Origin of the sequence: Streptomyces sp. NPDC026092 (assembly GCF_040638605.1) — a bacterium.
Taxonomy (GTDB): Bacteria; Actinomycetota; Actinomycetes; order Streptomycetales; family Streptomycetaceae; genus Streptomyces.
Map to the genome: position 1 here is coordinate 210,140 of NZ_JBEZYN010000014.1, position 26,511 is coordinate 236,650.

At 72.1% G+C, this 26,511-nt stretch carries 23 protein-coding genes; 11 read left to right on the top strand and 12 right to left on the bottom strand.

What is annotated here, in order from left to right:
• Nucleotides 1-44 precede the first annotated feature (44 nt).
• From AB0F56_RS23375 to AB0F56_RS23390, 4 genes are read right to left on the bottom strand one after another with little or no spacing between them, the layout of a single operon-like run.
• Entirely contained in the window at nt 45-422 is a 378-nt protein-coding gene (locus tag AB0F56_RS23375) for a VOC family protein (protein WP_362012888.1), read from the bottom strand.
• On the bottom strand, nt 419-994 hold the full coding sequence (locus AB0F56_RS23380) for a dihydrofolate reductase family protein (RefSeq protein ID WP_362012889.1): 576 nt from the start codon (nt 992-994) through the stop codon (nt 419-421). Before AB0F56_RS23380 ends, AB0F56_RS23375 begins: the two co-directional genes overlap by 4 nt.
• Before the next feature lie 46 nt (nt 995-1,040).
• The gene (locus AB0F56_RS23385) at nt 1,041-2,042 is read right to left on the bottom strand and encodes a GNAT family N-acetyltransferase (RefSeq protein WP_362012891.1); all 1,002 of its coding nucleotides are present in this window, start codon (nt 2,040-2,042) and stop codon (nt 1,041-1,043) included.
• A gap of 13 nt (nt 2,043-2,055) precedes the next feature.
• Nucleotides 2,056-2,598 carry a carboxymuconolactone decarboxylase family protein gene (locus AB0F56_RS23390; RefSeq protein ID WP_362012893.1) on the bottom strand — a complete coding sequence of 181 codons (543 nt, stop codon included), beginning with the start codon at nt 2,596-2,598 and terminating at the stop codon, nt 2,056-2,058.
• 80 nt (nt 2,599-2,678) lie between these two features.
• Between AB0F56_RS23390 and AB0F56_RS23395 the strand changes: the two genes are divergently transcribed.
• On the top strand, nt 2,679-5,630 hold the full coding sequence (locus tag AB0F56_RS23395; RefSeq protein ID WP_362012895.1) for a BTAD domain-containing putative transcriptional regulator: 2,952 nt from the start codon (nt 2,679-2,681) through the stop codon (nt 5,628-5,630).
• Here the strand turns inward: AB0F56_RS23395 and AB0F56_RS23400 are convergent.
• The 3 genes from AB0F56_RS23400 to AB0F56_RS23410 are packed head-to-tail and all read right to left on the bottom strand — an operon-like array spanning nt 5,620 to nt 8,136.
• The gene (locus AB0F56_RS23400) at nt 5,620-6,369 is read right to left on the bottom strand and encodes an FAD:protein FMN transferase (RefSeq protein ID WP_362012897.1); all 750 of its coding nucleotides are present in this window, start codon (nt 6,367-6,369) and stop codon (nt 5,620-5,622) included. The two genes, AB0F56_RS23395 and AB0F56_RS23400, sit on opposite strands and share 11 nt — an antisense overlap.
• Nucleotide 6,370: 1 nt before the next feature.
• Complete coding sequence (locus AB0F56_RS23405) at nt 6,371-6,817, bottom strand: FMN-binding protein (protein ID WP_362012899.1); 447 nt, start codon at nt 6,815-6,817, stop codon at nt 6,371-6,373.
• A 32-nt stretch (nt 6,818-6,849) separates the two neighbouring features.
• Entirely contained in the window at nt 6,850-8,136 is a 1,287-nt protein-coding gene (locus AB0F56_RS23410) for a ferredoxin reductase family protein (protein ID WP_362012947.1), read from the bottom strand.
• A 289-nt stretch (nt 8,137-8,425) separates the two neighbouring features.
• On the opposite strand from AB0F56_RS23410, the gene AB0F56_RS23415 reads away from it, so the two are divergent.
• Nucleotides 8,426-9,115: a response regulator transcription factor gene (locus tag AB0F56_RS23415; protein ID WP_362012901.1), complete on the top strand. Its 690-nt coding sequence runs from the start codon at nt 8,426-8,428 to the stop codon at nt 9,113-9,115.
• Nucleotides 9,112-10,545 (top strand): HAMP domain-containing sensor histidine kinase, encoded by a 1,434-nt coding sequence (locus AB0F56_RS23420; RefSeq protein ID WP_362012903.1) that lies wholly within the window; start codon nt 9,112-9,114, stop codon nt 10,543-10,545. Before AB0F56_RS23415 ends, AB0F56_RS23420 begins: the two co-directional genes overlap by 4 nt.
• Nucleotides 10,546-10,550: 5 nt before the next feature.
• Here the strand turns inward: AB0F56_RS23420 and AB0F56_RS23425 are convergent, their stop codons facing one another.
• Genes AB0F56_RS23425 through AB0F56_RS23435 form a run of 3 tightly spaced genes read right to left on the bottom strand, consistent with a single transcriptional unit; the run spans nt 10,551 to nt 14,262 of the window.
• Nucleotides 10,551-12,980: an FtsX-like permease family protein gene (locus AB0F56_RS23425; RefSeq protein WP_362012904.1), complete on the bottom strand. Its 2,430-nt coding sequence runs from the start codon at nt 12,978-12,980 to the stop codon at nt 10,551-10,553.
• Nucleotides 12,981-12,991: 11 nt separating this feature from the next.
• Nucleotides 12,992-13,759: an ABC transporter ATP-binding protein gene (locus tag AB0F56_RS23430; protein ID WP_362012906.1), complete on the bottom strand. Its 768-nt coding sequence runs from the start codon at nt 13,757-13,759 to the stop codon at nt 12,992-12,994.
• The gene (locus AB0F56_RS23435) at nt 13,756-14,262 is read right to left on the bottom strand and encodes a PadR family transcriptional regulator (protein WP_362012908.1); all 507 of its coding nucleotides are present in this window, start codon (nt 14,260-14,262) and stop codon (nt 13,756-13,758) included. Before AB0F56_RS23435 ends, AB0F56_RS23430 begins: the two co-directional genes overlap by 4 nt.
• Before the next feature lie 162 nt (nt 14,263-14,424).
• On the opposite strand from AB0F56_RS23435, the gene AB0F56_RS23440 reads away from it, so the two are divergent.
• The 7 genes from AB0F56_RS23440 (at nt 14,425) to AB0F56_RS23470 (ending at nt 23,247) form a co-directional block, all read left to right on the top strand.
• Nucleotides 14,425-15,696: an ABC transporter substrate-binding protein gene (locus AB0F56_RS23440; RefSeq protein WP_362012910.1), complete on the top strand. Its 1,272-nt coding sequence runs from the start codon at nt 14,425-14,427 to the stop codon at nt 15,694-15,696.
• Nucleotides 15,697-15,924: 228 nt separating this feature from the next.
• Nucleotides 15,925-17,601, top strand: coding sequence for a glycoside hydrolase family 13 protein (locus tag AB0F56_RS23445; protein WP_362012912.1), 1,677 nt, complete (start codon nt 15,925-15,927; stop codon nt 17,599-17,601).
• Between the two features lie 38 nt (nt 17,602-17,639).
• Nucleotides 17,640-18,974 (top strand): ABC transporter substrate-binding protein, encoded by a 1,335-nt coding sequence (locus AB0F56_RS23450; RefSeq protein WP_362012914.1) that lies wholly within the window; start codon nt 17,640-17,642, stop codon nt 18,972-18,974.
• A gap of 13 nt (nt 18,975-18,987) precedes the next feature.
• The gene (locus AB0F56_RS23455; RefSeq protein ID WP_362012916.1) at nt 18,988-20,316 is read left to right on the top strand and encodes an ABC transporter permease subunit; all 1,329 of its coding nucleotides are present in this window, start codon (nt 18,988-18,990) and stop codon (nt 20,314-20,316) included.
• A complete protein-coding gene (locus AB0F56_RS23460; protein WP_362012917.1) occupies nt 20,313-21,233 on the top strand; it encodes a carbohydrate ABC transporter permease in 921 nt (306 codons plus the stop codon). Before AB0F56_RS23455 ends, AB0F56_RS23460 begins: the two co-directional genes overlap by 4 nt.
• A gap of 6 nt (nt 21,234-21,239) precedes the next feature.
• On the top strand, nt 21,240-21,458 hold the full coding sequence (locus AB0F56_RS23465) for a GNAT family N-acetyltransferase (RefSeq protein WP_362012919.1): 219 nt from the start codon (nt 21,240-21,242) through the stop codon (nt 21,456-21,458).
• Between the two features lie 130 nt (nt 21,459-21,588).
• The gene (locus tag AB0F56_RS23470) at nt 21,589-23,247 is read left to right on the top strand and encodes a tetratricopeptide repeat protein (RefSeq protein WP_362012921.1); all 1,659 of its coding nucleotides are present in this window, start codon (nt 21,589-21,591) and stop codon (nt 23,245-23,247) included.
• Between the two features lie 36 nt (nt 23,248-23,283).
• Here AB0F56_RS23470 and AB0F56_RS23475 read toward each other — a convergent pair whose 3' ends face one another.
• Nucleotides 23,284-23,922: a DNA alkylation repair protein gene (locus tag AB0F56_RS23475; protein ID WP_362012949.1), complete on the bottom strand. Its 639-nt coding sequence runs from the start codon at nt 23,920-23,922 to the stop codon at nt 23,284-23,286.
• Nucleotides 23,923-24,093: 171 nt separating this feature from the next.
• Between AB0F56_RS23475 and AB0F56_RS23480 the strand changes: the two genes are divergently transcribed.
• Nucleotides 24,094-25,512: an amidase gene (locus tag AB0F56_RS23480; RefSeq protein WP_362012923.1), complete on the top strand. Its 1,419-nt coding sequence runs from the start codon at nt 24,094-24,096 to the stop codon at nt 25,510-25,512.
• Nucleotides 25,513-25,527: 15 nt separating this feature from the next.
• Here AB0F56_RS23480 and AB0F56_RS23485 read toward each other — a convergent pair whose 3' ends face one another.
• The gene (locus AB0F56_RS23485) at nt 25,528-26,091 is read right to left on the bottom strand and encodes a TetR/AcrR family transcriptional regulator (RefSeq protein ID WP_362012924.1); all 564 of its coding nucleotides are present in this window, start codon (nt 26,089-26,091) and stop codon (nt 25,528-25,530) included.
• Nucleotides 26,092-26,511: the final 420 nt, after the last annotated feature.

A 26,511-nucleotide genomic window follows, 5' to 3' on the forward strand; every position in this document is an offset into this window, starting at 1 on the left:
TTTCTTACTCGGATTCCGTGGATTCTGTGGCTGCGGCCCCGTGGTCACGCCGCCCATTCGACGAGCTGGACGACGACACCGTTCGGGTCGGTCATCTGGAACAGCCGCTCGCCCCACGGCTCTTCACGCAGCGGCATGGTGATGGGGGCGCCCGCCGCGCGCAGCCGGGCCTCCTCCGCCGCGAGGTCGGTGACGGTGAGCGCCAGGATCAGACCGGCCGCGCGCTGGTCGCGCTGCTCGGGCGGGAGGACCTCCGTACCCGCGCGGAGCAGGACGACATCGACGGCGGCGTCCCCGCGGGTCAGGGACGCGAATCCGTCGTCGGCCATGGCCACTTCGTAGCCGAGGTGGGTGCACAGGAACGCGCGGGAGGCGTCCACGTCGGCGACGGTCAGGGAGAGGGTGGAGGAGGAGACGTTCATGACTGCACCTTCGCGAAGTGAGTGAGGGAGAACCCGGAGTTGAAGGATCGCGTGCCGACCGGCGCGAACCTCGTCGGAGTGAACGGGCCGTCGAACAGGGGGATGCCGGAGCCGAGGAAGATCGGGTGGCGCTTGATGATCAGTTCGTCGATCTCGTCGCGCAGGACGGCCGCCAGCTTGCCGCCGCCGCACAGCCAGATGTCCAGGCCGCTGTCCTGCTCCTTGAGCTCTCGGACGAGCGGGACCGGGTCGTCGACGACGGTCACCGCCGGATCGGGGCTGACGAGCGTGCGGGAGACGACGTACTGCGTCAGGTGGGCGTACGGGCTGGTGAGCCCGGCCTTCAGGCCCGGGTCGTAGGTCGCGCGGCCCATGATGACGGTGTCGAACCGCTGGGCGGCCCGGTCGGCGACGCCGAACGGCGCACGTGCGGGTGTGGGCATGGTCTCGGGGAAGTCCGTCAGGATCGCCTCCGCTTCCTCCCCGTCGAAGGGGAGGAAGTCGTACTGGCCCTCGGGTCCTGCGATGAAGCCGTCCAGGGTGGCGGAGATGTAGTAGATCAGCTTGCGCAAGTGCTTCTCGCTTCCAGGTGGATGAGGAGGTGGAGGTTGATACGGATCAGGTCGTGGGCACGTCGAGCTGGAACTCGCGCGTACGGCGGTAGGCACGGAACCCCAGCCGGTCGTTGACCGCCAGCATGTGGACGTTGTCGTCGGCGTTGTCCGTCTCGATCTCGACGACGTCGGGGTGCTCGGCGCCCAGCCGGCGCACCATGGCGGCCTTGACCCACAACCCGAGCCCGTGGCCGCGGTGTTCGGGAACCACCGCCGTGTCGTACTGCTGGGCGCGCGGCCCGGCGCCCTGCGGGAGCAGGATCTCGGTGTAGCCGGCCATGGTGCCGTCGTCGTGGACGGCCGCGAGGGTCAGCAGCGTGTCCCCGCGGTCGGCGACCACCTTGGCCATGGCGCGGACGCGGTCCGCGTCCCAGGCCACGCTGCCGTAGTCCAGGTCACCGACGGGCATGTCGTTCATGGCGTTCTTGGCCGCGGCGAAGGCGTCGGCGAGGCCGTCGGGAACCGTCCCGGTCCAGCAGGTCAGCCGGTAGCCGGGGTGCTCGGCATCGGCGTACCGGAGCAGTTCGGCCCGGGCCGGCTCGTCGAGGCGCAGCATGAGGTGGTTCAGGGTCAGGGCGCGGCGGAAGCCCCGCCGTGCGCCGAAGGCTTCGCCCGGGCCGTCGGCCGGGGCCGTCGTGATCAGGCTGCGCCGGTTCTCGGTGCGGCAGGCCGCCACGACCGCCTCCAGCAGGAGGGAGCCCGTTCCCAGGCGGCGGTGTGCGGGGTCGACGTGGAGTTCCAGTTCGGCCAGGTGCTCCTGGCCGGGCGAGGTGAACACCCGCAGGGCGGCGACGCCGACCGTGGTGCCGTCCGCGCCCGTGGCCAGCCAGGTCAGCCGGTGGCTGCCCAGGGCGGGCCCGGTGAGCTGGGCGTGGATCTGTCCGGGGTCGGGGGTCGGCACTCCGGGCAGGTCGTGGGCCATCGAGGCCACGACGACCTGGTGCCAGGCGTGAGCCTCGGCGGCCGAAACGCCGTGGAGCTGGTTGATCTGTATCGATGTGAGCAAGGTGATGGTTCCTTCAGTCGGTGTGGCGTACGAGCGGCCAGTCGATGGCGACACGGGCGGCCGCCGCGAGGTAGTTGGTGAACACGTTGAGCGCGACATGGGCGACGACCTCGACGATCTGCCCGTCCGACAGGCCCGCGCGGCGGGCCGCGGCCAGCTGCTCGTCGGCGACGGTTCCGCGGTCACGGACCACCACGGCGGCCAGGTCCAGGACGGCGGCGGCCCAGGGGTCGTCGGCCTTGCCCCGGCGCGCCAGGGTGGCCTCCGTCGTACTCAGCCCGGCCGTCCTGGTCCCGCGGAACGCGTGCACGGACAGGCAGTAGTCGGAGCCGTTCTCCTGCGCCACCAGCAGCGCGATGCTCTCGCGCACGGCCGCCGACAGGGTCCCCTCCGTGTTCAGGGTGGTGAGGAGGTCCACGTACCCCTTCAGTACGGCCGGGCTGTTGGCCATCACCCTGGCCAGGTTGGGGACGACCCCCAGGGCCTGGTGGGTGGCGGTGAACAGAGCCGCGGACTCACCGGTCGCGATCTCCGGTTCGACGGTGTGGAGTGACATGCCGGTAACCATGCAGGTCGATCTTGATACATTCCCGATGCTTCCTCGATGCACGAGCCGGCGACCCCTGGAGTGACGGCATGCGGTTCACGATCCTCGGCCCGGTGGAGGCCGTGGCACCCGGTTCGGACGCGCCCGGCCTGGCGCCCCGGCATCGCGCCGTGCTCGCCTATCTGCTGCTGCATGCCGGGGTCGTGATCAGTACGGATCGCCTGATCGACGCCATGTGGGGGCCGCTGCCGCCGGACTCCGCCCGCGCGCAGATCCAGACCACGATCGCGGCGATCCGGCGGATGCTGCGCGCTTCGGGAGCCGACGGGATGCTGGCCACGCGGCCCGCCGGGTACGTGATCACTCCCGAGCCGGGGCAGCTCGATCTGGACGAGTTCACCGGCCTGGTCGCCAAGGCCCCGGCCGGCTCCGACGCCCCGGGGGGCGCTGGGGACATGGCGGACTCCGCCGACTCCGCGGACTTCGCGGACCAGATACGTGCCGCGCTGGCCCTGTGGCAGGGCGAGCCGCTGGCCGGCATCACCGCCCACTACGCCGAGGGCGCCCGAGCGCGTCTGACCGGGCAGCGGCTGACCGCCGTCGAGCGCCTGGCCGAGCTGGAACTGGCCAGGGGCCGGCACGAGGACCTCATCGACGAACTGTCCGTCCACACGGCGGCCCACCCCTTGCGGGAACGGCTCTGCTGCCAGCTGATGCTCGCCCTCCACCGCGCCGGACGCCAGACCGACGCGCTGGAGGCGGCGAGAACCTTCCGGGCCACCCTCGCCGAACAGCAGGGCCTCGACCCCGGCCACGCGTTCAGCAAGCTCGAACAGGACATCCTCCGGGACGCCCCCGATCTACGGCCGCCGGTCACCGAGCCGCCGCCGGCGAAGCCGCAGGGGATCAACTTCCTGCCGTACGACGTCCCGGACTTCACCGGACGCGAAGGCGAGCTCGACGGGCTGATCCGCCTGTGGTCGGGCAACAACGGCGGCGTCGTGACGATCTCGGCCATCGACGGGATGGCCGGGGTCGGCAAGACGACGCTCGCGGTCCACCTGGGGCACCGCCTCGCGGAACAGTTCCCGGACGGACAGCTCTTCGTCGACCTGCAGGCGCACACCGCGGGCCAGGCGCCGCTCGACGCCGGTGCCGCGCTCGAACTCCTCCTGGGGCAACTCGGCCTGCCCGCCCAGCAGATACCCGCGTCGGTCGCCGATCGCGCCGCGCTGTGGCGGTCCGAACTCGCCGGCCGACGCGTCCTCGCCGTGCTCGACAACGCCCTCGGCGCCGACCAGGTACGCCCGTTGTTGCCCGGAACCTCCCGAGCCCTCGTCCTGATCACCAGCCGTCGCCGGCTGACCGACCTGGACGGGGCCCACGCCCTGTCCCTGGACGTACTGCCCGCCGCGGACGCCGTGGAGCTGTTCACGGCGATCGTCGGCGAACGGGCGGTCGCCGAACCCCTCGCCGTCCTCGATGTCCTGCAGTTGTGCGGATTCCTGCCGCTGGCCGTCCGCATCGCCGCCGCCCGCCTGCACCACCGGCCCCGCTGGACCGTCGCGTACCTGGCCGACCGGCTCCGCGACCAGCGCCGCAGGCTCTCCGAACTGGCCACGTCGGAGCGAGGAGTGGCGGCCGCGTTCACGCTGTCGTACGAGCAGCTGACTCCGGATCAGCAGCGCATGTTCCGGCTCCTGGGGCTCCAGCCGGGTCGTGACATCAGCCCCGAGGCGGCCTCCGCGCTGGCCGACCTCCCGCTGGACGATGCCGAGATGCTCCTCGAAGACCTCCTGGACGCCCACGTCCTGACCCAGCATCAGCTGGGCCGCTACACCTTCCACGACCTGCTGCGCGAGCACGCCCTTGCCACCGCCGCCGCCCAGGAGTCCGCCGACGACCGGAGCGAGGCCCTCGGCCGGCTGTTCCGCCACTATCTCCACACCGCGAGCGCGGCCATCGACCACCTCTACCCCGAGGGCAAGAACCGCAGGCCACGCATCCCCGCCCCGGACACCCCGACCTGGCTCCCGCGGGACGAGGCCGAGGCGATCACCTGGCTGAACACCGAACGCGCGAACCTCCTGGCGACCGGCCACTACGCGGCCGAGCACGACCGGCTCCCGCACGCCGGCCAACTGGCCGCCACCCTGCACCGCTACCTGCTCGGCCACGCCCACCAGGCCGACGCGCTCGCCCTCGGCGACCTGGCACTGCGAGCCGCCCGCCGGAGCGGCGACAAAGCCGCCGAAGCCCGTACGCTCATCGATCTCGGCCAGGTGCACTTCTGGTGGCACGGCGCCTACGAGCAGGCGGCCGAGCACTACCGGAACGCCCTGGACCTCGCGCGCGAGACCGGCGACCAGGGCACCGCGGCCGCCGCACTGCACGCCCTCGGCAACGTCTCCAGGCGGCGGCGAGAATTCGACCAGGCCCACGACCACAGCGCGCAGGCCCTCGGGCTCTTCCGGGAGCTCGGCGACCGCGTGGGCCAGGCCAGGTGCCTGACCGACCTCGGCATCGTCCACGGACGCCGAGGAGCCTACGAGGAAGCCCACGAGCACCATCGGCAGTCGCTGGACGCGTACCGCGAGGTGGGATCCCGCATCGGCGAGACCGTCGTGCAGAACAACATCGGCCTGCTGTACCGACGACAGGGCCGCCACGACGAGGCCCGGCGCCATCACCACCAGGCCCTGGAGCTCAGCCGGAAGTTCGACTTCCCCGGGGACGAGGCCGAGTCGCTCAACGCCCTCGCGGAAGCCGCCCGTTCCATGGGCGACCTCACCACGGCCGCCGCCGAACACGACACCGCCTTGACCCTCGCCCGCGAGTTCAGCTACCGCCCCGAGCAGGCCCGCGCCCACGACGGCCTGGCCCACGTCCACCGCGACCTCGGCCACATCGACCTCGCCCACGACCACGCCCGACAGGCCCTCGACCTCTACACCGCCCTCGCCGTCCCCGAGGCCGACGAGATCCGCGCCTTCCTCACCGAGCTGCCGCCGGCCGCGAACGAGCCCACCGTCAACTCCTGACCGCCGTAAGCCCATCGGCGCGTGCAGTGGGCAGCCCCGGTGTACGCACGACCTTGCCCGTCGTGTCGACGGCGAAGACCTCGCAGTGGGGGCGGGCCGCGGCCCAGGCGATGCCGTCCGTGCCGAGGGCGAACGCCGCCGTCGCCGTCGCGTCCGCCTCCGTGAGGGTGGGGGCGACGACGGTGAGGGAGAGGAGGCCGGTGGCGGGGCGGCCGATGCGGGCGTCGAGGATGTGGGCGCCGCGTTCGTAGTGGCCGGAAGTGGCGACCGCCGCGTCGGTCAGGTCCAGGACCGCGCAGAGCCGGTCGGCCTGCTCGGGGTGGCGTATGCCCACCCGCCAGGGGCCGCCGGCCGCGACCACGTCGCCGCCGGCGTTCAGGCAGAACCGCCGTACCCCGGCCGCCGACAGCAGCTCGGCGGCGCGCTGCACCGACCAGCCCTTGACGACGGCGCACGGGTCGAGCCCCCGGCCCGGGATCCGTACGTCGAAGGCGCCACCGCTCTCCTTGCGGTACTGCTCCGACAGCTCCAGGACATGGGCGAGGTCCGGGCTGATCTCGGCGGTGCTCAGCTCGCCCCGGTCCAGGCGGGACACCTCGCTGTCCGGCTTGAACGGGCTGAACCGTGCGTCGACTTCGCGCAGCCACGCGAAGACCGCGTCCGCGGCCCCCTCGGGGACGTACGCGTCGTCGACGCGCAGGGAGACCGGCAGGCCCATGACGTGCTCGACCCGGTTCACGTCAGGCGCTCTTCCGGTCGAGGGCGGCCTGGAGGGATTCCTTGTAGCCGTCGCTGGTGATCGTCGCCCCCGTGACCGCGTCGATGTCGGCGCTCTGCGCTTCCAGGGTCGACTCGACCAGCTTCGGCAGAGCCGACGTGGTCTGCGGGTGCGGGGGCGCTTTGAGGGCGCGTACCGCGGTGATCCGGCCTGCCGTCAGCGTCACCTCGACCTGGACCTCGCCCTTCTCGGTCGGGACCGTCGAACCGGCTATCACCTGAGTGGTGGAGGGCGCCGTCGGCGAGGACTTCGGGGGAGTGGTCGAGGTCGAGGAGGGGGTGGGTGCGGGGAGTGCCTCCGCCGGGGTGGGGGGCGGCTGCTCGGAGGTGGTGGCGATCCCCGGTGTGTACAACCAGACCGGGATCAGGGCCGCGACGGACAGGACCAGGGCGGGGAGTGCTCGTTTCACGTGAGGTTCCTCTGTGTCTGCTGTGTCGCCGGTCAGCCGGCCAGGCTGAAGCGTTCGAAGTGGACCTGCCGCTTGGGTACGCCCAGGGTGCGCAGGCTGCGCAGCACGGCGCCGGTCATGCCGGGCGGGCCGCAGACGTAGACGTCGCGCTCGGCGAGGTCGGGGACGAGTGCGGACAGCGCGTCCGGCGCCAGCGGGTCGGGGGTCGGCGGGCCACTGATCAGATGCAGCTCCGCGCCCTTGGCGGCGGCCAGCTCCCGCAGTTCGCCGTAGAGGACCGCGTCCTGCGGGGCGGAGACGCGGTAGACGAGCACGGCGTGGCCGTGCAGCTCCTCCAGGAGCGCGCGGATCGGGGTGATGCCGACTCCGCCCGCGATCAGCAGGGCGTCCGGGCGGGTGCGGTGGAGGGTGGTGAAGGCGCCGTAGGGGCCCTCGGCGAAGACCCGGGTGCCCGGCTGAAGGTGGCGCAGGGAGGCGGAGCCCGCGCCGGACGCCTTCACGGTCAGCCGCAGGTGGGTGCCGTCGGGGGCGGCCGACAGGGAGTACGGGTTCGCCTGCCACCAGCGGTCCTTCGTCAGGAACCGCCACAGGAAGAACTGGCCGGCGCGGGCGGGGAGCCGGTCCAGGTCGCGGCCCGTCAGGTAGACGGAGACGACGTGGTCGGACTCGGGCACGACCGCCGACACCCGCAGCTTGTGCCGCAGGTTCCGCCGCAGCGGAAGGGCGACGCGGCCGACGAACACGGCGCCGAGCGCGCAGCCCCACAGGCCGTACCAGTACGCGGTGGCCGCCGGTGAGGTCGTGAACGTGGTGCCGGCCGCTACCTGGTGCGTGAAGGCGAGGACCACCGCGACATAGGTGTACACGTGGATGAAGTGCCAGGTCTCGTACGCGAGTCGGCGCCGCGCCCAGCGGGCCGAGGCCCCGCCGACGACCAGGATGAGGACCATCGCGACGATCGCGCGGAGCACGCCCTCGGTGGTCTCGGCGAGGTCGATCAGCTGGTCGACCGGGCCGAGCGAGGACGACTCGGCGTAGCCGAAGGCGATGAAGACGCCGTGTCCGACCAGCGTCCACAGCAGCCCGAAGCCGGTCACGCGGTGCCAGGACGTGAGCCGGTCCATGCCGATGCGGCGGTCGAACCACGGCAGCCGGGCGACCAGCAGCAGCTGGAAGGCCATGAACAGGGCGCCGTAGAGGCCGAAGAGGCGGCCGAGGACGATCAGCGCGTTGGACGCGAAGCCCGCCTGGGAGAAGAAGTACGCGACGACCGCCGCGTTCGCGGCGAGCAGGGCGTACAGGCCGGTGCGGGCCACCACCCGGGGGCGCGGGCCGGAGCGGGGATCGGGCGGGGCCGGCGTCGGGGACGGCGGCGCGGACGTCGCGGGGACAGCAGCGGTCACGGGCCGGAACCTCCGGTATCGAGTGCGTCGAGTTGGCCGAACGGCTTGTGTCGGTCGAGCGGGTCGCGTCGGTCGACCCGTTGGAGAGAGCTTGGCCGCAGGTACCTGTCGATCCCCTGTCAGGAGACTTTCAACTCCGTATCGAAGTGCCCCGGCCCTGATCGACGGGGGTTGCGCCGCCGCGCGCGTGGCGCAAGATGGGCGGGTGGAGAAGATACGTGTGCTGGTGGTGGAAGACGATCCGCCGATCGCCGACCTCGTCGCGACGGTCGCCCGCTACGAGGGCTGGGACGCCGCCACGGCCAACTCGGGCCGGGACGCGCTGCGCCTTGCCGCCGACTTCGCCCCCGACATCGTCGTCCTGGACCTGATGCTGCCCGACATCGACGGCTTCGGCGTGCTCGACGGGCTGCGCGCGGCCGGGACGATGGTGCCCGTGGTCTTCCTCACCGCGCGCGACACCGTCGCCGACCGGGTCGCGGGACTGACCCGCGGCGGCGACGACTACCTGGTCAAGCCGTTCGCCGTGGAGGAGTTGATGGCCCGGCTGCGCACCGTGCTGCGGCGCAGTTCCGGGCCGGAATACGAGCGGTCCGTCCTGCGCGTCGCCGATCTGACGATGGACGAGGACACACGTGAAGTACGGCGCGGGGACGACCGGTTGACGCTCACCCCGACCGAGTACGAGGTGCTGCGCTACCTCATGCGCAAGTCCCCGACCGTGCTCACCAAGGCGCAGATCCTCGACCACGTGTGGGAGTACGGCTTCGGTGGCCGCTCGAACGTCGTCGAGCTGGTCGTCAGCCGGCTGCGCCGCAAGCTCGACGCCACCGGCAGCCCCCTGATCCACACCGTGCGCGGCTTCGGCTACGTGGTGCGGGAGGCCGCCGCATGAGCAGGCCGCGGCTGCGCGACACGTACCGCCGACTCCGCCTCGGAACCCGGCTCGCGCTCGGCCTCGGCGTGCTGTCGCTCGTGGCGTTCGCCGTCGTCGGCACGAGCCTGACCGCGTACATGCGCGACTACCTCGGCCACCAGCAGGTCGCCCAGCTGAAGCTGGTGCAGAACGTCCAGGCCAAGGACGCCGCCCAGCACGGCACGGTCAAGCGACAGCCGTACTACGGCTGGTACACGGCCGTGTACGACGTCAGCGACGGTACGGCCGCGCTGCGCAGGCCCGCCGACGTGCCCGACGACACCGCGGGGTTCACCGCCCTCGCCCAGGCGCGCGCCGACGCCACCGGTGACATGACGAGCACCACGTACGTCGACGGGAAGGGCGCCTACCGGCTGCGGGCCTGCGAGGTCGTGCCCGGAGTCGTCCTGGTCAGCGCCGCCCCGATGGCGGAGATCGAGGACACCATGGAGCAGCTGATCACGGTCCAGGTGATCGCGTTCACGGTCGCCCTGCTCGCCCTCGTCGTCTTCGGGCGGATCCTGCTGCGCCGCGGCCTGAAACCCCTCAGCGACATGGCGCACACCGCCCACGGCATCGCCTCGCACGACCTCAGCGAATCGGCGGCCCGGCTGCCGCTGCGCGCCGACCGCGCCGGCGGCGGACCCGAGGTCGAGGAGTTGCGGACCGCCTTCAACACGATGCTGGAGCACATCGACGACTCGCTCGCCGTGCGCGCCGAGGCCGAGCAGCGGCTGCGCCTCTTCGTCGCCGACGCCTCGCACGAACTGCGCACCCCGCTGATGTCGGTGCGCGGCTACGCGGACCTGTTCCAGTACGCCGCCGCCAACGTCCCCGAGGAGCGCGACCGGCACCTCGCCCGGCTCCGCTCCGAGGCCGCCCGCATGGGCGTCCTCCTCGACGACCTGCTGCTGCTCGCCCGGCTCGACGCCGCCGAGGTGGACACGCCGCTGCGGCTTGAACCGTACGATCTGGCGGACCTCGTCCGGCAGGCCGCCGACGCCTTCCGGGCCGCCCACCCCGGCCATCCGCTCACCCTCGACGCCGGGTCCGGGCCGTTGCCCCTGAGCCTCGACCCGGTCCGCATCCGCCAGGTCCTCGACAACCTGCTCACCAACGCGGCCGTCCACACAACGGAGGGGACGTCCGTGTCGGTGACGGTGGACGTGACGGCGGAGGTCCTCCGGGTGGTCGTGGCCGACACGGGGCCCGGCATACCGGTCGCCGACCACGGCCGGATCTTCGACCGCTTCTACCGCGTCGACAAGGCCCGCAGCCGCGACAACGGCGGCAGCGGCCTCGGCCTCGCGGTGGCCCGCTCCCTGGTGACCGCGCATGGCGGGACCCTGACCCTGCGCAGCCAGCCGGGCGCCACCGCCTTCGTCCTGGAGCTGCCGCGCGTGGAGTGAGTCCCCTACAGCGTCTCGCTCGCCGAGTCGATGAGGCGGCGGCGGGCCGTCTTCACGGCGGGCGCCAGGGCGGCGGCCGCGCCGACCGCCGTCGCCGCGGCGACCAGGGTCGCCAGGACGACCGGCGAGGGGACGTGGGCGATGCCCGAGCCGATGCCGCTGGAGCGGCCCTCCGCGTCGACGAGCCACCTCCCGAGCGCCGCTCCGACGATCGTGCCCAGAAGGGCCGCGACCAGGGTGGTGAGCGCCGCCGCCGTGACGATGACGGCGCCGATCTGGCGGGGGGTGAGGCCGATGGCCTTCATCGCGAGGAGGTCGCGGATCCGGGCCCGTACGCCGGAACTGATCAGCGTGAGCAGCTCGACGAGAGCGATGAAACCGAGGACGGCGATGAGCGCCGCGATGACTCCGCGCGGGGTGTCGAGGCGATCCGCGGGGGTGGGGGTCTCCCGTATCTCCAGGGCGCCGTCGACGGTTCCGGAGACGGCGGCCGCCACCTCCCTCGGGTCGGCACCCGGGCTCAGGACGAGGGCGTGGAAGCGCGCCTGCATCGCCGGGTCGCCCTCCCTGAGGCTGTCGAGCGAGGTGGAGATCACGCGGCCGCCCTGCTCGGGTTCGACGCTGCGGCCCACGACGTGCAGGATCTGCGGGCGGCCCTCGACCGTCATCCGGACCCACTCCCCGACCCGGACGCCGAGGAGGTCGAGCAGCCCCTGCCCGGCGACCGCCTCGTCCGGGCCGGACGGCGCCCGGCCCTCGACGACGCTGTGCGGGTACGGTCGCTCCTGGCTGCCCAGGCCGCGCAGGGTGATCGTCCCGGTCTGGCCGGGGACGAGCGCGACGAACTCCGCGCCCGGGAAGCTGTCTTCGACGCCCGGGACCTGGGCGAGGGCCCGTGCGAGAGCCGGATCGTCGGCCGGACCCGGCTTCTCGGCGCGTACGGTCAGGGCGGCGGCGCGGCCCATCCGGGCGGGGTCGCTGCCGAACTGGTCCAGGGTCGACCAGGCGACGAGGGCCACGGTCATCAGGGCCACGGGGAGCGCGAGCCGGGATATCGGCACCAGGCTGCGGCCGCGGCCGGAGAACGCGGAGCGCCAGCCGAGGACCAGGGCCGGCGACAGGCGCAGGGCGATGGCGCGGCGGCCGAGGCGGGTGAGTGGGGCGGCGGTGAGGAGCGCCGACCTGGCGGCGGGGACGGGCGGGACGCGGCCGGCCCGCCAGGCGGCGAGCCCGGTGGCCGTGCCGATGAGGAGGACGGCGGCGACGGGCAGTCCTGCCACGATCGCCCGGTGTCCGGGCAGCTCGGGCCAGAGGACCACGGCCTCGCCGATCCGGCCCGGTATCCAGCGGCCGAGCGTCAGGGTCGCGACCGTGCCGAGCCCGGCGCCGAGGACCGCGAAGCCCAGGTGCTGGACGAGGAACCCGCGCGTCACCTGGCCCGGGGTGAAGCCGATGGCCTTCAGGACGGCGATGTCCTTCAGCTGGCTCCGTACGCGCGCCCTGACCGCGCCGGAGACGGCGACCGCCGCCGCGAAGAGGGCGGCCAGGCCGAAGGCGGCGAACATCTGGCCGAGCATCCGGTCGTCGCCGCCCACATCGGCCTTGGCCTCCTGCCAGTTCGTCACCCGGTCGACCCGGTGCGCGCCCAGCAGGGTCACGGCTCGCTGGACGACGTAGTCGGTGTCGTCGGGGTCCTTGAGCCGCAGCCCGACACTCTGTCCCGTACCGGCCGAGGTCGAGGCCGCCTGACCCGTCCCTGTACCCCTACCGGCCGAGGTCGAGGCCGCCTGACCCGTACCCGTACCCGTACCCGTACTCGTACCGGCCGAGGCCACCCGGTCGAGCGCCCCCGGCAGCACCCAGGCCACGCCCGCTCCCTGGCCGGCCCGGTAGAGAGGTTCGGCGCTCTCCGCGATACCCGCGATGCGCAGGGCGAGCGGTGCGCCGTCCGCGCCGGTGACCGTCACCGTCTCGCCGGGATCGGCCCACAGGGCCCGCGCGAGCCCGCTCTCCAGGACGATCTCGCCCGGGCCGGCGCCGGTGGGCGCCGACTCCAGCCAGCCGCCCTCGGTGATGAGGGGGCGGGCCACGGTGGGCGCCTGGGGGCCCGCGCCCCGCAGGACGACCCGTGCCCGCGCGCCCGCCACCTCGACGGTGGTCTCGGTCGTACGGAAGGGGCCGGACACCCCGGCGACCTCGTCGAGGGAGGCGAGCGAGGCGACCGAGGAGGCGTCGAGGTCACCCCGGGTGTGCAGCCAGATGTGCGCGCCCTCGGACTGGTTGAAGACCCGCTGCCAGGGGTTGACGGCGTAGCTGAGGAGCGCCCCGGACAGCAGGAGCGAGGCGATCACGCCGGCGCTGGCGAGGACCGCGAACAGGGCCTCGCCGCGATGGGCGCGCAGGTCGGAGTGAGCCCACCGCAGAATGGCCCGCACGACGCACCGCCTCAGTCTCGCAGTTCGAGCACGCCGGAGACTCCCGGCCGTGCGGTGCCGCCGTCGCCGAGGGCCGCGTCGTCGGCGACCTGGCCGTCGAAGAAGCTGATGACCCGGTCGGCGGCGCTGGCCATCCGGGCGTCGTGGGTGACCATGAGGATGCTCTGGCCGCGCGCGTGGAAGCGGGAGAGCAGCCGCGCGACGTCGCGGGTGCCCTTGCTGTCGAGGCTTCCCGCGGGCTCGTCGGCGAGCAGCAGCGCGGGGTTGTTGACCAGGGCGCGGGCGAGCGCGACCCGCTGCTGTTCGCCGCCGGAGAGCTCTCCCGGCATCGACCGTTCGCGGCCTTCGAGCCCCAGCTCTTCGAGGAGTTCCGCTCTGCTCTTGCGTGCCGACTTGGGCGAGACCCCGGCGAGGAGCGCCGGCAGTTCGATGTTGTCGGCGACGGTGAGGTTGGAGACCAGGTTGAAGAACTGGAAGACGATGCCGATGTGGCGGCGCCGCAGCATCGCCCAGCGGGCCTCGGAGTAGCCGTCGACCTGCTCTCCGTCCAGCCACAGGCGCCCGCTGTCGGGCCGTTCGAGGCCGCCGACGAGGTGCAGCAGGGTGGACTTCCCGGCCCCGGACGGGCCGGTGATCGCGACGAACTCACCCGGCCGCACGGTCAGGTCCACGCCTCGTACCGCCTGGACAGGGGCGCTGTCGCCGTGATGGGTCTTGGTCAGACCCTCGGCGTGGACGATCGTCTCCTGTGGGGGCGCCGCGACGGGACCTCCGGTCATTCCAGCTCCTCCTGACAGCGCTCCAGCCAGTCGAGGTCGGCCTGCAGGTGCAGCATGGCTCCCTCGATCAGGAGTTGGGCGATCTTGTTGCCGCGGTCCTCGGTCGCGGCGAGCTTGGAGAGGGTGCGCATGGTGTTCAGGTGTTGGCGCCGCTGCTTGTTGATCAAGGTGATCGGGTCGGCGAGCCCCGACAACGGAGCCAGCGCGAGCTTCATGAAGAACTCGTCGCGGACCCTCGGCTCGTCGGCGGTCTCCTCGAACCACGCGGAGACGGCGTCGCGTCCCGCGTCCGTCAGCTCGTACGTCCGCTTGTTGGGGCGACCGGACTGTTCGACATCCTCACCCTTGATCAGACCGCTCTTCTCCAGCCGCCCGAGGGTCACGTAGACCTGGCCGACGTTCGGCTGAGGGTATGCGGAGCCGAGGAGTTGTTCAAGGCCCTGCTTGAGCTCGTAACCGTGGGCAGGACCCCGGGTGAGGAGTGCCAGCAACTGCTGCCGCACACGCTCCCCCTTCTGTGTCGTTCCGGCACCCGATGGCGGAGCTGTGACCGGTGGATCGGGCGACGGCCAAGTGATCTGGGGGCCCAGTATCCCCGATTCCCCCGGCTCGACATATGCCACGATGGTCCCCGTCGCGTCCGGGACCACGTGCAGGAGGAGCCCATGCGGTGGATGCGAGCCGTACGGAGGGGGATTCTCGCGGCGGCGATCGTGCTGGCCGGGTACACCGGTGTCGCGCAGGGTGCCGGTGAGCCGGCGGCCGGCGGCCGGGGCCCGCTGACGTTCGTCACGGCGGGCGACCTCACCACTTACCTCGGACCCCTGGTCGCCGACTGGAACCGGGAGCATCCGGGCGAGCGGGTCACCCTCGTCGAGCTGCCGGACTCGGCGGACGAGACGCGGGCGCAGATGCTCAGCGAACTGCGCTCCGGCAGCAGCCGGTTCGACGTGCTCAACCTCGACGTGGCCTGGACCTCGGAGTTCGCCGCTGCCGGTCTGATCAGCCCGCTGGACCGCGACCGGTTCGAGCTGGACGCCTTCCTGCGTCCCGTGGTCGACACCGCCACCTTCGAAGGGCGGCTCTACGCCGTCCCGTACGTGACCAATGCCGGGCTGCTGTACTACCGCAAGGACATTCTGGACGCGGCCGGCGAGAAGCCGCCGACGACCTGGGCCGAGATCGCCCGCCAGGCCCGCACGCTCGCGCCGCGGCACGGCCTGGAGGGGTACGCGGGGCAGTTCCTGCCCTACGAGGGCCTGACGGTGAACGTGACCGAGGCGATCCAGTCGGCGGGCGGGACCGTCCTGCGCGACGACGGCACTCGGGTCGCGGTCGACTCGGACGCGGCGCGGGCGGGGCTCGCGTTCCTCGCGGACGGGCTGCGCGAGGGCTGGATCCCCGCCGAGGCCCTGCGGTACAAGGAGGAGGAGTCCCGGGCCGCCTTCGAGGAGGGCCGGCTGCTCTTCCTGCGGAACTGGCCGTACGTGTACTCCGACGCCAACGGCCCCGGATCGAAGGTCGCCGGGCGCTTCGGCGCCGTGCCGCTGCCCGGTCTCGACGGGCCGGGTTCGAGCGTGCTCGGCGGATCGAACCTCGCCGTCTCCGCCCGTTCGAAGAGCGCCGCCACGGCCGCCGACTTCCTCGCGTACATGACGAGCGAGCGGGTGCAGCGCCAGGTGCTCACGCGGGGCGCGCTGCCACCGGTGCGGGCTTCGCTCTACGACGACCCGGCCCTCGTCGCCTCCCATCCGTACCTCCCGATCCTCCGGCAGAGCGTGCTCGCGGCCGTGCCCCGCCCCAAGAGCGCGCGGTACGGCCAGGTCAGCCTGGTCGTCCAGGCGGTCGGCCAGGACGTGCTGGCGCTCCGCGAGACCCCCGAGGAAGCCGTGCGGCGACTGACGCGCGAGCTGGGTGCCATCTCGGGCGGCTCGTGAGGTTCCCGCGCCGCCCCCTACGCTCCTCCCTGGGCCACTACCTGCTTGTTGGGTAGTGGCCTTCCCCTTTGTCCTACCTCATGGTTCAAACAGCCTGCCCAAAAACGCATTTCGACAAGCAAGTTCTGCAGCGTCGTTGACATCGCGCCGTCACTGATACTTAACATGAATGCATAGCAGAGGCCCGATCGGGTGCTCTCGCCTTCACTGCAGACAGGTCGACGCGAGATGCTCAGCACTCTTGCGGCCGATGCCGGCCGCTCTTCCCACCCCCGCTCCGCAGCCACCCCCTGGTGGCGGGACGCGGTGATCTACCAGGTCTACGTCCGCAGCTTCCTCGACAGCACGGGGGACGGCGTCGGAGACCTCGCCGGCGTCCGCGCCGGACTTCCGTACCTGCGGAAGCTCGGCGTCGACGGCGTCTGGCTGAGCCCGTTCTACCCCTCGCCCCAGCACGACCACGGGTACGACGTCGCGGACTACCAGGACGTCGACCCCGTGTACGGCGACCTTGCCGAGTTCGAGCGCGTGGTGACCCAGGCCCACCGGCTCGGGCTCAAACTGCTGATCGACATCGTCCCCAACCACTGCTCCACCGAGCACCGCTGGTTCCGGAAGGCGCTGGCCGACGGACCGGGGAGCCGGGCCCGGTCACGGTTCCACTTCGCCCCGGGCCGCGGCCCGAACGGCGACCTGCCGCCGAACAACTGGCACGCCATGTTCGGCGGCCCCGCCTGGAGCCGCGTCACCGAACCGGACGGCACCCCCGGCGAGTGGTACCTCCACCTCTTCACCCCGGAACAGCCGGACCTCAACTGGCGCGACCCCCGCGTGGGCGACCACTTCGAGCAGGTACTGCGCTTCTGGCTGGACCGCGGCGTGGACGGCTTCCGCATCGACGTGGCCGCCGGCCTCTTCAAGCACCCCGAGCTCCCGGACTCCGACGACCCGACGGCCGACGAGCGCACCCGCGACTCGGTCAACCCGCTGGCCTGGAACCAGCCCGAGGTCCACGACGTGTGGCGCCGCTGGCGGTCCGTGTGCGAGGAGTACACCGCGCGCGACGGCATCGAGCGGCTCCTCGTGGGCGAGGTGTCCGTGCCGACCGCGCGCGAACACGCCCTCTACGTACGGGAGGACGAGCTGCACCAGGCGTTCTTCTTCGACCTGCTCAGCGCCCCCTGGGACGCCAACGCCTTCCGGGCCGTCATCGACGAGGCCCTCCGCGACATCGCCGGTACGGGCTCCACGGTCACCTGGGTCCTCAACAACCACGACCAGGTCCGCACCGTCACCCGGTACGCGGGCGGCCCCGGCGCCGAGCACGTGGGCTCCGCGCGGGCCCGCGCGGCCGCGCTCCTCATGCTGGCGCTGCCGGGCGCCGCGTACGTCTACCAGGGTGAGGAGCTCGGACTGCCCGAGGTGCTCGACCTGCCCGACGACGTCCTGACCGACCCGATCTTCCACCGCACGGGCAGTCGCGCGCGGATCCGGGACGGCTGCCGCGTCCCCCTGCCCTGGTCGGGGCAGGCGTCCCCGTTCGGGTTCAGCGAAGGCGCGGCCGATGTGCGCCCCTGGCTGCCGCAGCCGGAGTGGTTCGCCGAGTACGCCACCGACCGCGCCCTCGCCGACACCCGCTCGTTCTGGCACCTCTACCGTGACGGGCTCCAACTGCGGCGCGGACTGCCCCAGTTGGGCGAGGGGGAGCTGCGCTGGCTGGAGGCGCCGCCCCAGGTCCTCGCCATGGCCCGCGGGGACGGTCTGGTCTGCGCCGTGAACTTCGGTTCCGAGACCGTCCCCGCCCCCGTGCCCGGTGCGCCGCTCCTCGCGAGCGGACCCTGCCCGCCCGGTGAACTCCCCGGCGCGACCGCCGCCTGGTGGTCCGTCGACACCCCCACCTCCTGACCTGCTCCGCCCCTCTCCCCAAGGAAGGAAGGACCGTCATGAGACGATCCGCCGCCATAGCCCTCCGTACCACCGCCACCGCCTCCACGGTGCTGGCCCTGGCCCTCACCGCCACCGCCTGTGGCGGGAACGCCGAACCCGCCTCCGGCGGCGGCGAACTCGACGGCAAGACGGTCACCGTCGCCGGAGTCTGGACCGGCAGCGAGCAGAAGAACTTCAAGAAGGTGCTCGACGCGTTCAGCGCCAAGACCGGCGCCAAGACCGTCTTCGTCCCCTCCGGCGACAACGTCTCCACCTTCGTGGGCAGCAAGATCGAGGGCGGCAACGCCCCCGACGTCGTGCTCGTCCCGCAGGTCGGCGTGCTCCAGCAGTTCGCCAAGGAGGGCTGGCTCACGCCCCTGTCCCCGAAGACCACGGACACCGCCACCGCGGGCCTCGCCCCCGTCTGGAAGAACTACGGCACGGTCGACGGGAAGTACTACGGGCTCTACTTCAAGGCCGCCCACAAATCCACCATCTGGTACGCCCCCGAGGCGCTCTCCCAGGCCGGCGTGAACGAGCCGAAGACCTGGGCCGAGCTCCTCACCGCGGGACGGACCCTCGCCGACTCCGGCCGGCCCGCCTTCGCGGTCGCCGGCGAGGACGGCTGGACGCTCACCGACTGGTTCGAGAACGTCTACCTCTCCCAGGCAGGACCGGAGAAGTACGACCAGCTCGCCCAGCACAAGATCAAGTGGACGGACGAGAGCGTCGTCGCGGCCCTCACGACGCTCGCCGAGGTCTTCAAGGACAAGCAGCTCGTGGCCGGCGGAGCCCAGGGGGCCCTGCAGACCGACTTCCCGGGCTCCGTGGAGAAGGTCTTCGGTCCGCAGCCCGAGGCCGGCATGGTCTACGAAGGCGACTTCGTCGGCGGCGTCGCCAAGGACGAGTTCGGCAAGAAGCCCGGCGAGGACGCCAAGTTCTTCCCGTTCCCGGCGGTCGGCGCGGGCACCGCGCCCGTGGTCAGCGGCGGCGACGCGGCGGTGGTCCTCAAGGACGCCAAGAACGCCGACGCCGGCATGAAGCTCCTCGAGTTCCTCGCCACCCCGGAGGCGGCCGAGGTGTGGGCCGGCGCCGGCGGCTTCCTCTCCCCGAACAAGAACGTCGATCCCGACGCGTACGGCGACCCGACCACGCGGGCCACCGCGGCCTCGCTCGTCGCCGCGGGCGACTCGGTCCGCTTCGACATGTCCGACCAGGCCCCCGCGGCCTTCGGCGGCACCAAGGGCGCCGGCGAGTGGAAGCTGCTCCAGGACTTCCTGCGGGACCCGTCGAACCCGAAGGCGACCGCGGCGGCCCTGGAGGCCGAGGCGGCCAAGGCGTACGGGAACTGAGGGCCGCCCCGTCATGGCCCACACCCCGAAGGCGGGCGCCGCGGACAACCCGCGGCGCCGCGCCCTGCGCAGAAGGCGCCTCCTCGGCGCGCTCTTCGTCCTCCCGGCCCTGCTGCTCCTCGGGGCCCTGGTCGTCTACCCCGTCGTGTTCTCGATCGGGCGCAGCCTCTTCGACGCGACCGGCGACCGGTTCGTCGGCGCCGACAACTACCTGGAGATGTTCCAGGACCCGGCCACGCTCAAGGCCGTCCGCAACAGCGCGATCTGGGTCGTCGTCGCGCCCGTGCTCCTCACCGGGCTCGGGCTCGTCCTCGCCGTCCTCACCGAGAAGGTGCGGTGGGCCACCGCGTTCAAGCTCGTGCTCTTCCTCCCCATGGCCGTGTCCTTCCTCGCCGCGGGCATCATCTTCCGCCTCGCCTACGAGCAGAACCCCGACCGGGGCGTGCTCAACGCGGCGATCGTCGGCGTCCACGACGCGATCGACGAACCCTCCCCGTACCCGACGGCACGCGCGCGTGAGGGCAAGGGGCTGAGCGGCAGCCCCGGCGCGGGCTACACGACCGTCGAGGTCAGGCCCGGGGACGACATCGCCCTGCCGTTCGTCGGCATCGCGCCCGAGGCCGTACCCAAGGGTGCGGTGCCCGCGCGGATGCCGGAGCCTTCGGCGGGGAGCCTGTCGGGCGCCGTGTACCTGGACTTCACGCCGGGAGCGGGTGGCCGGCAGGGGCAGATCGACCCGAAGGAGAACGGCCTTCCCGGCGTGACGGTCGAGGTGCTGCGCGCGGGCACGGTCGTCGCCTCCGCGGAGACCGGCGACAACGGCTCGTTCACCTTCGCCGGGCTCGGGGACGACACCTACACGCTGCGGGTTCCCGCGTCCAACTTCGCCGCCGGGTACGCCGGCGTCGACTGGCTCGGCCCGACGCTGGTCACCCCGGCCATCATCGGCGCCTACCTGTGGGTCTGGACCGGGTTCTCGATGGTCCTGATCGGGGCCGGGCTCGCGGCCATCCCGCGCGACGCCCTGGAAGCGGCCCGGGTGGACGGCGCGACCGAGGGCCAGATCTTCCGCAAGATCACGGTCCCGCTGCTCGCCCCCGTCCTCACCGTCGTCTTCGTGACCCTCGTCATCAACGTCATGAAGGTCTTCGACCTCGTCTACATCATCGCCCCCGGCCCCGTGCAGGAGGAGGCCAACGTGCTCGCCACGCGCATGTGGCTGGTCTCCTTCGGCGGCGGCAACGACCAGGGACTCGGCAGCGCGCTCAGCGTGCTGCTCCTCGCCCTCGTCGTCCCGGCGATGATCTTCAACATCCGGCGCTTCCGGAAGGGCGGATCATGAGCAGCCACACCGGAACCAGCAGCCGCACCGGCGTGCGGAGCCGTAGCCGTACGGAGAGCCACGGCGGCACGAAGAGCCGTACCGGTCCGACGCGGTGGCTGAGCAACACCGCCGTCCAGGCCCTCCTGGTCTTCGTCGCCCTCGTCTGGATCACCCCGCTCGCCGGGCTCTTCCTCTCCTCGATGCGGTCGGAGCAGGACAACGCCTCGAACGGCTGGTGGACCTCGCTGATCGACCCGGCCCAGCTGTCGATCGACAACTACCGCGCGCTCTTCGAGGATTCGGGTCTCGTCCAGGCCTTCTGGAACACGGTCCTGATCGCCGTGCCGACGACGGTGCTCGTCGTCGGCATCGCGGCCCTCGCGGGATACGCCTTCGCCTGGCTGAGCTTCCCCGGCCGGGACGCGATCTTCCTGGTGGTCGTCGGCCTGCTCGTGGTGCCGGTCCAGATCGGCCTGCTGCCGGTGGCCAAACTCTTCGGCGCGGTCGGGCTGTTCGGCACCGTCGCGGGCGTGATCCTCTTCCACGTGGCGTACGGCCTGCCCTTCGCCGTCTTCCTGTTGCGGAACTACTTCGCGGAGATCCCGAAGGAGATGCTGGAGGCGGCGCGGCTCGACGGCGGCAGCGAGTGGCGAATCTTCCTGCGCCTCATCCTGCCGCTCGGCCGGCCCGCCATCGCGAGCCTGGCGATCTTCCAGTTCCTCTGGGTGTGGAACGACATGCTCGTGGCGCTGCTCTTCGCCGACAGCGAGTCGCAGCCGCTGACCGTGGCGCTCCAGTCCCAGATGCGGCAGTTCGGCAGCAACATCGGCGTCCTGGCGCCGGGCGCCTTCCTGTCGCTCGTCGTCCCGCTCGTGGTGTTCTTCGCCTTCCAGAAGCACTTCGTCCAGGGGGTGATGGCGGGCTCGGTGAAGTAACACGGCGTGGCCGGCGTCTACGTCGTCACGACCACCGAGGACCAACACCGCCAGGGCATCGGTGCCGCACTCACGGTCGCGGCCCTGGAAGCCGGCCGCGCACGCGGCCTGACCGTAGGCACCCTCCAATCCAGCCCGGCCGGCTTCCCTGTGTACGAGCGCCTGGGGTTCGAGACGGTCGCCACGTACGAGCTCTTCCAGATTTCCCCCACAACTCCGCGATGAACGACCCCGTCCTGGCACCTGGCTGGATGTCCGCGTAGCCCGGAGCCGCGCGGAACCGGAGGTGGCGGCCGGGCGTGACAGGGAAGGTAAAACGTAGGGGAGTTGGGGAACGGCGGGGGAGAGTTCCGGGATGCCCGACGAAGGTACGTTGCGTGAAGCGCGGCGCGAGGCCGACGAGTTGAGGAGGCTCGCGCGGGTCGAGCCGGTGCGGTATCTGCCGCGGCTCGCGGTGTGTCTGCACGGGCTCGCTTCGGTGCTCGCCGAGTTGCCCGAGCGGCTCGAGGAGTCGGCCGAGGTGCTCGGCGAAGCCGTTGAGGTCCTCCGGAAGCTCGTCGTGCTCGATCCCCAGGGGCACACCGCCGGTCTTTCCGCCACGCTCGGTCGGCGCGCGCTCGTTCTCGGGCTGCTCGGTCGGCGGGCGGAGGCGTACGACCTCGCACGCGAGGCCACCGGTCTGCTGCGTGAACTCGCCCGGCGGGAGCCCGACGCCCATCTGCCCGATCTCGCCTGGTCGCTCACCAACCTCGGCAACCAGCTCGCGGAGCTGGGGCGCCATCACGACGCCCTGGAGTCGATCCGCGAAGGCGTCGCGATCCGGCGCCGGTCGGGCGACCGGGACGGCCTCGCCTCCGCGCTCGGGGAGCTGGGCATCAAGCTCGGCGAGATGGGGCGCAAGGACGAGGCGGTCGTCACCCTCCGCGAGGCCGTCGACCTCTTCCGCGCCGTCGCGCCGTTCGCGACGCAGGGGGAGCACTACGCGACGGTCCTCGCCCTCATCCACGAACTGCACCAACTCGACCGCGAGGCCGAAGCCGCCCCGTACGTGGCCGAGTTCGTGGCCCTGCGCCGGTCCATCACCGCGAGCCAGCCCGGCCGGCTTCGGCTCATGGAGGCGCTGTTACGCAGGTATGGGTACACGGTGACGCCGGAGGGCCGATTCCGGCGCGCTCAGTCGTCGGACTCGACCACCCCCACCCCCACCTCCTCCCGGCCCGACCGCGTGCACGCCATGAACGGTCAGGCCCTACGGCTCGTCTCCGCCGGCAACCTCGACCTGGCCGCCGAGGCCCTGCGCGACGCCGTCGTCCTGTGCCGTACCACGCCCACCATGACCACGGACGTGGCCCTGGCCCTCGCCCGGTCCCTGCACAACCAGGGCCTGACCAGCGGCTGGCTCGGCCGCCACGCCGAGGCCCTCGCCTCCGCCGACGAGGCCGTCCACCTCTACCGGCGGTACCTGAAGGCCAACCCAGGGGGCATCCGACCGCCCCTGGCCGACGCCCTCGACAGCCTCGGCAACCGGCTCGCCGCCCTGGGCCGCCACGCCGACGCGCTCGTCGCGGCCAACGACTCCGTCGCCCTCTTCCGCCGGCTGGCCGAGGACGACCCCGCCACCCACCTGCCCGGTCTCGCCCGGGCGATGAACCACCTCGGCATCCGCCTCACCGACACCGGCCGTCACGACGACGCCCTGCGCTCCTCGCGCGAGGTCGTGGCGATCTACCGCAGGCTGCGCGCGGACGACCCCGAGAAGTACGTGTACGGGCCGATCCACGCCCTCTCCAACCTCGCCCTCCGGCTGGCCCGCGCCGAGCGCGAGGACGAGGTCCTCGCACCCACCATGGAGGCCGTCGACCTCCTCTTCGACACCCGCGGCCCCCACCACCCGAGCAACGACGTCGCAAGCCTCGCGGAGTCCCTCACCTGGCTCGCCTGGTGCCTGAGGAAACACGGCCACCGCGGCGATGCCCGCACGGTACGCAGAGCGGCCGACGCACTGCGCCGCTGAGGGCCCGCGAGCCCGGCATGATCCAAACGACAGGCCCTAGCCCTGTCTGCGGACCATTTCGTTGATCCACACCGGTGCGAACGGAGACGTGCAGCCGGGAGACGTCGGGTAGTCCTTGAGCACCTCCAGCTCCTCGCCGATGCCGATCGCGCGGCCGCGGTACTCGGGGTGCTCGATGCCGATCTGGGCCAGGCACGTGTTCATCGCCCACTGGAGGCGGTCCGGGGCGTTCTTCATCTCCGTCTCGATGACGTCGAGCAGGCCCGCGAGGTCGAGGCCCGCCGGTTTCTTCACCACGCGCTCGGAGGTCAGTGCCCAGCCGGCGCTCGCGACCGCGGGGTCCGGATCGGCGGTCCAGGCGACGCGCAGCTCCTCGGCGTGCGGGTTCTTCTTCACCACGTAGTTCACGAGCCAGTCGTGCACCTTGGGGGCGCGCGCCTCGCGCAGCATGATGTCCAGTTCGTCCCGTTCGAACGCCTTCGGGCGGCTGATCAGGATCGCCAGCAGCCGCGCCGCCGTGTCGTCCGTCTCCCAGAGCTCGCGCGAGAGCTCCTGCTGCGTCTTCAGCCGCTTCGCGACCGCCCGCAGCTTTCCGAGGTTCACGCCGTGATCGTCGCCGTGCTTCTCGTTGACCGCGCGTGCCTTCGGGTCCTCGAGCGCGGCCAGCTCGGCCATCACCTCGGCGACCGTCGTCCCGTTCGCGCCTGTCCCAGCCACCTCGGCCTCCTCTCGCCACCAGCGGGATCAGCCTACGACGGAGGTCCGACAGCGGGCGCCCGTGACCCTGCTGACAAGGAGGCTACTCTCCAGTAGGGTCACGGCATCCGTCGAGACGAGGGGGCTGGCGTGAGCACGGTCGAGTACAGCGGACTGGCCGAGCAGGCGCGGCAGTTGGCCGAGGGTACGGTCACCTCGACCGCCCTCGTACAGGCGGCCCTCGACCGCATCGCGGCCACGCAACCCACCCTCAACGCCTTCCGCTGCACGCGGCCCGAGGCCGCCCTCGCCGAGGCGGCGGAGGCCGACCGCAGGCTCGCCGCGGGGGAGCGGCTGCCGCTGCTCGGCGTCCCGATGGCCGTCAAGGACGACACCGACGTCGCCGGACTGCCCACCCGCTTCGGCTGCGCCGGGGACATCCCCGACGCGACCGAGGACGGCGAGGCGGTACGACGGCTCAAGGCCGCCGGCGCCGTGATCGTCGGCAAGACCAACTCCTGCGAACTGGGCCAGTGGCCCTTCACCGAAGGCCCGGCCTTCGGTGCCACCCGCAACCCGTGGCACACCGGGCACACCCCCGGCGGGTCCTCCGGCGGCTCCGCGGCCGCCGTCGCCGCCGGGATCGTGCCCGCCGCGCTCGGCTCCGACGGCGCGGGCTCCATCCGCATACCCGCCGCCTGGACCCACCTCGTCGGCATCAAACCGCAGCGCGGCCGGGTCTCCGTCCACCCGTACGACGACTGCTTCCAGGGCCTCACCGTCAACGGACCGCTCGCCCGGACCGTCGGCGACGCCGCCCTGCTCCTCGACGCGGTCGCCGGGCCGCATCCCGGCGACCGCTTCCAGCCGACCGTCGTCGACGCCTCCGCGGCGGCCCGCCGCGAGCCCGGCCGGCTGCGGATCGCGCTCGCCTGGCGGGCGCCGTTCACCGCCACGTACAACCCGCTCGACCGCTCCGTACGCCGCGCCGTCGCCGATCTCGCCGACGCGCTCACCGGGCTCGGCCACACCGTCGAGGAGGCGCGCCCGCGCTACGGCCTCATCGGGCTGAGCTTCCTGCCGCGCGCGACCGCCGGAATCGCGGAGTACGCCGACCGCCACCCCCAGCCCGAGCTGCTCGACCCGCGCACCCGCAGCGCGGCCGACAGCGGTCGCCGCCTCGCCGGGCGGGCCCTGCGCGCGGCCCGCGCCCGCGAGGCCCGGCAGCACCGCAGGATCGGCGCGCTCTTCGACACGTACGACGTGCTGCTCGCCCCGACGACGGCCGTGCCGCCGCCCCGGATCGGCACCTTCGACGCGATGCCGGCCTGGCGCACGGACCTGACGATGGCCTCCGCCTGCCCCTACGCCTGGCCCTGGAACGTCCTCGGCTGGCCGGGCGTGAACGTCCCCGCCGGCTTCACCCCCGAAGGCCTCCCGATCGGCGCCCAACTCCTCGGCCCTGCGGGCAGCGAGCCACTCCTGATCTCCCTCGCGGCCCAACTGGAGGCCGACCAGAAGTGGTTCGCCCACCGCCCGCCGTCCCCGACACCGGCCCCGGCGCTCTAGAGACCTTCGTACGGATCAGGCCGCGTCCGGTCTGCTGACCATGTCCCAGATCCGCCGGGTCGTCTCCGGCTGCCACCAGTAGGCGTCGGTGTGGCCGAGTGACTCGAGCCCGGCGGTGATCACCATCGCCAGGTCGGCCACGCCGTGGATGTCCTCGGCCTCCTCGTGGTCCGCGGGGCCGTTCGCGACGATCTGCTCGCGCACCTTCGCCAACGCCTGCTCGCGCAACCGGGGCGGCGCGTTCGTACCGTCGGGTCCGATCCGGACGCCCGCGCGCACCAGGTCCTCGTCGAGGAGTGCCGCGCACAGGGCGATACTGAATTCCGCGGGCGCTTCCGAGGCGGATTTCGATTTCCTGTACGACTCGTCGAACAGTTCGTCCACGCGTGCGCGCGCCTGGTCGTACACCCGCGCCACCAACTCCGCGATGGAGGCGAAGTGGTGATAGAGAGCGCCTCTGCTCACCCCGGCCGCCCGGCAGATGTTCACGAGCCCGACGTCGGTGAACGGGCCGTCGGCTATGAGACCCGCCGTGGCGCTGATGAGTACCTGACGGGTGTGCTCGGGATGTCTCTCCATCAGCTTCCTGCTCTTCAGTCCCGCTACGACCCCTGTACGGCTGCTGAATCAAAGAGACGCACATGGGCAAGATGGGGTAGGGGGTTACCCCACCCCGAAAGCATACAACCCTGCCTGTTTTTTCTGACAACCCTTGTGCGGTTAATGGGCTTGATTTCTCTGTGTCTCTTTAATGATGTCGGGATTCTCGCCGGTTCGCGGGCGGTCGTGAACTGCCAAGCAGACAGGTCTGTATGGCAGCCGGACTGAACGCATACGGAAGGCGAAGGTGCGCGCGTCGAATGCGCGCGGGTCGGTGTGCGCGAAGGGAAACGCCGGTGCGCGGCGCCACCGAGCGCCCCCACGACACGGCCCTGCTCCATGTGGACGAAACACATGAGCCGCGTCCGATCACCTGGGCTGAGCTGCGCCGCCAGGTCG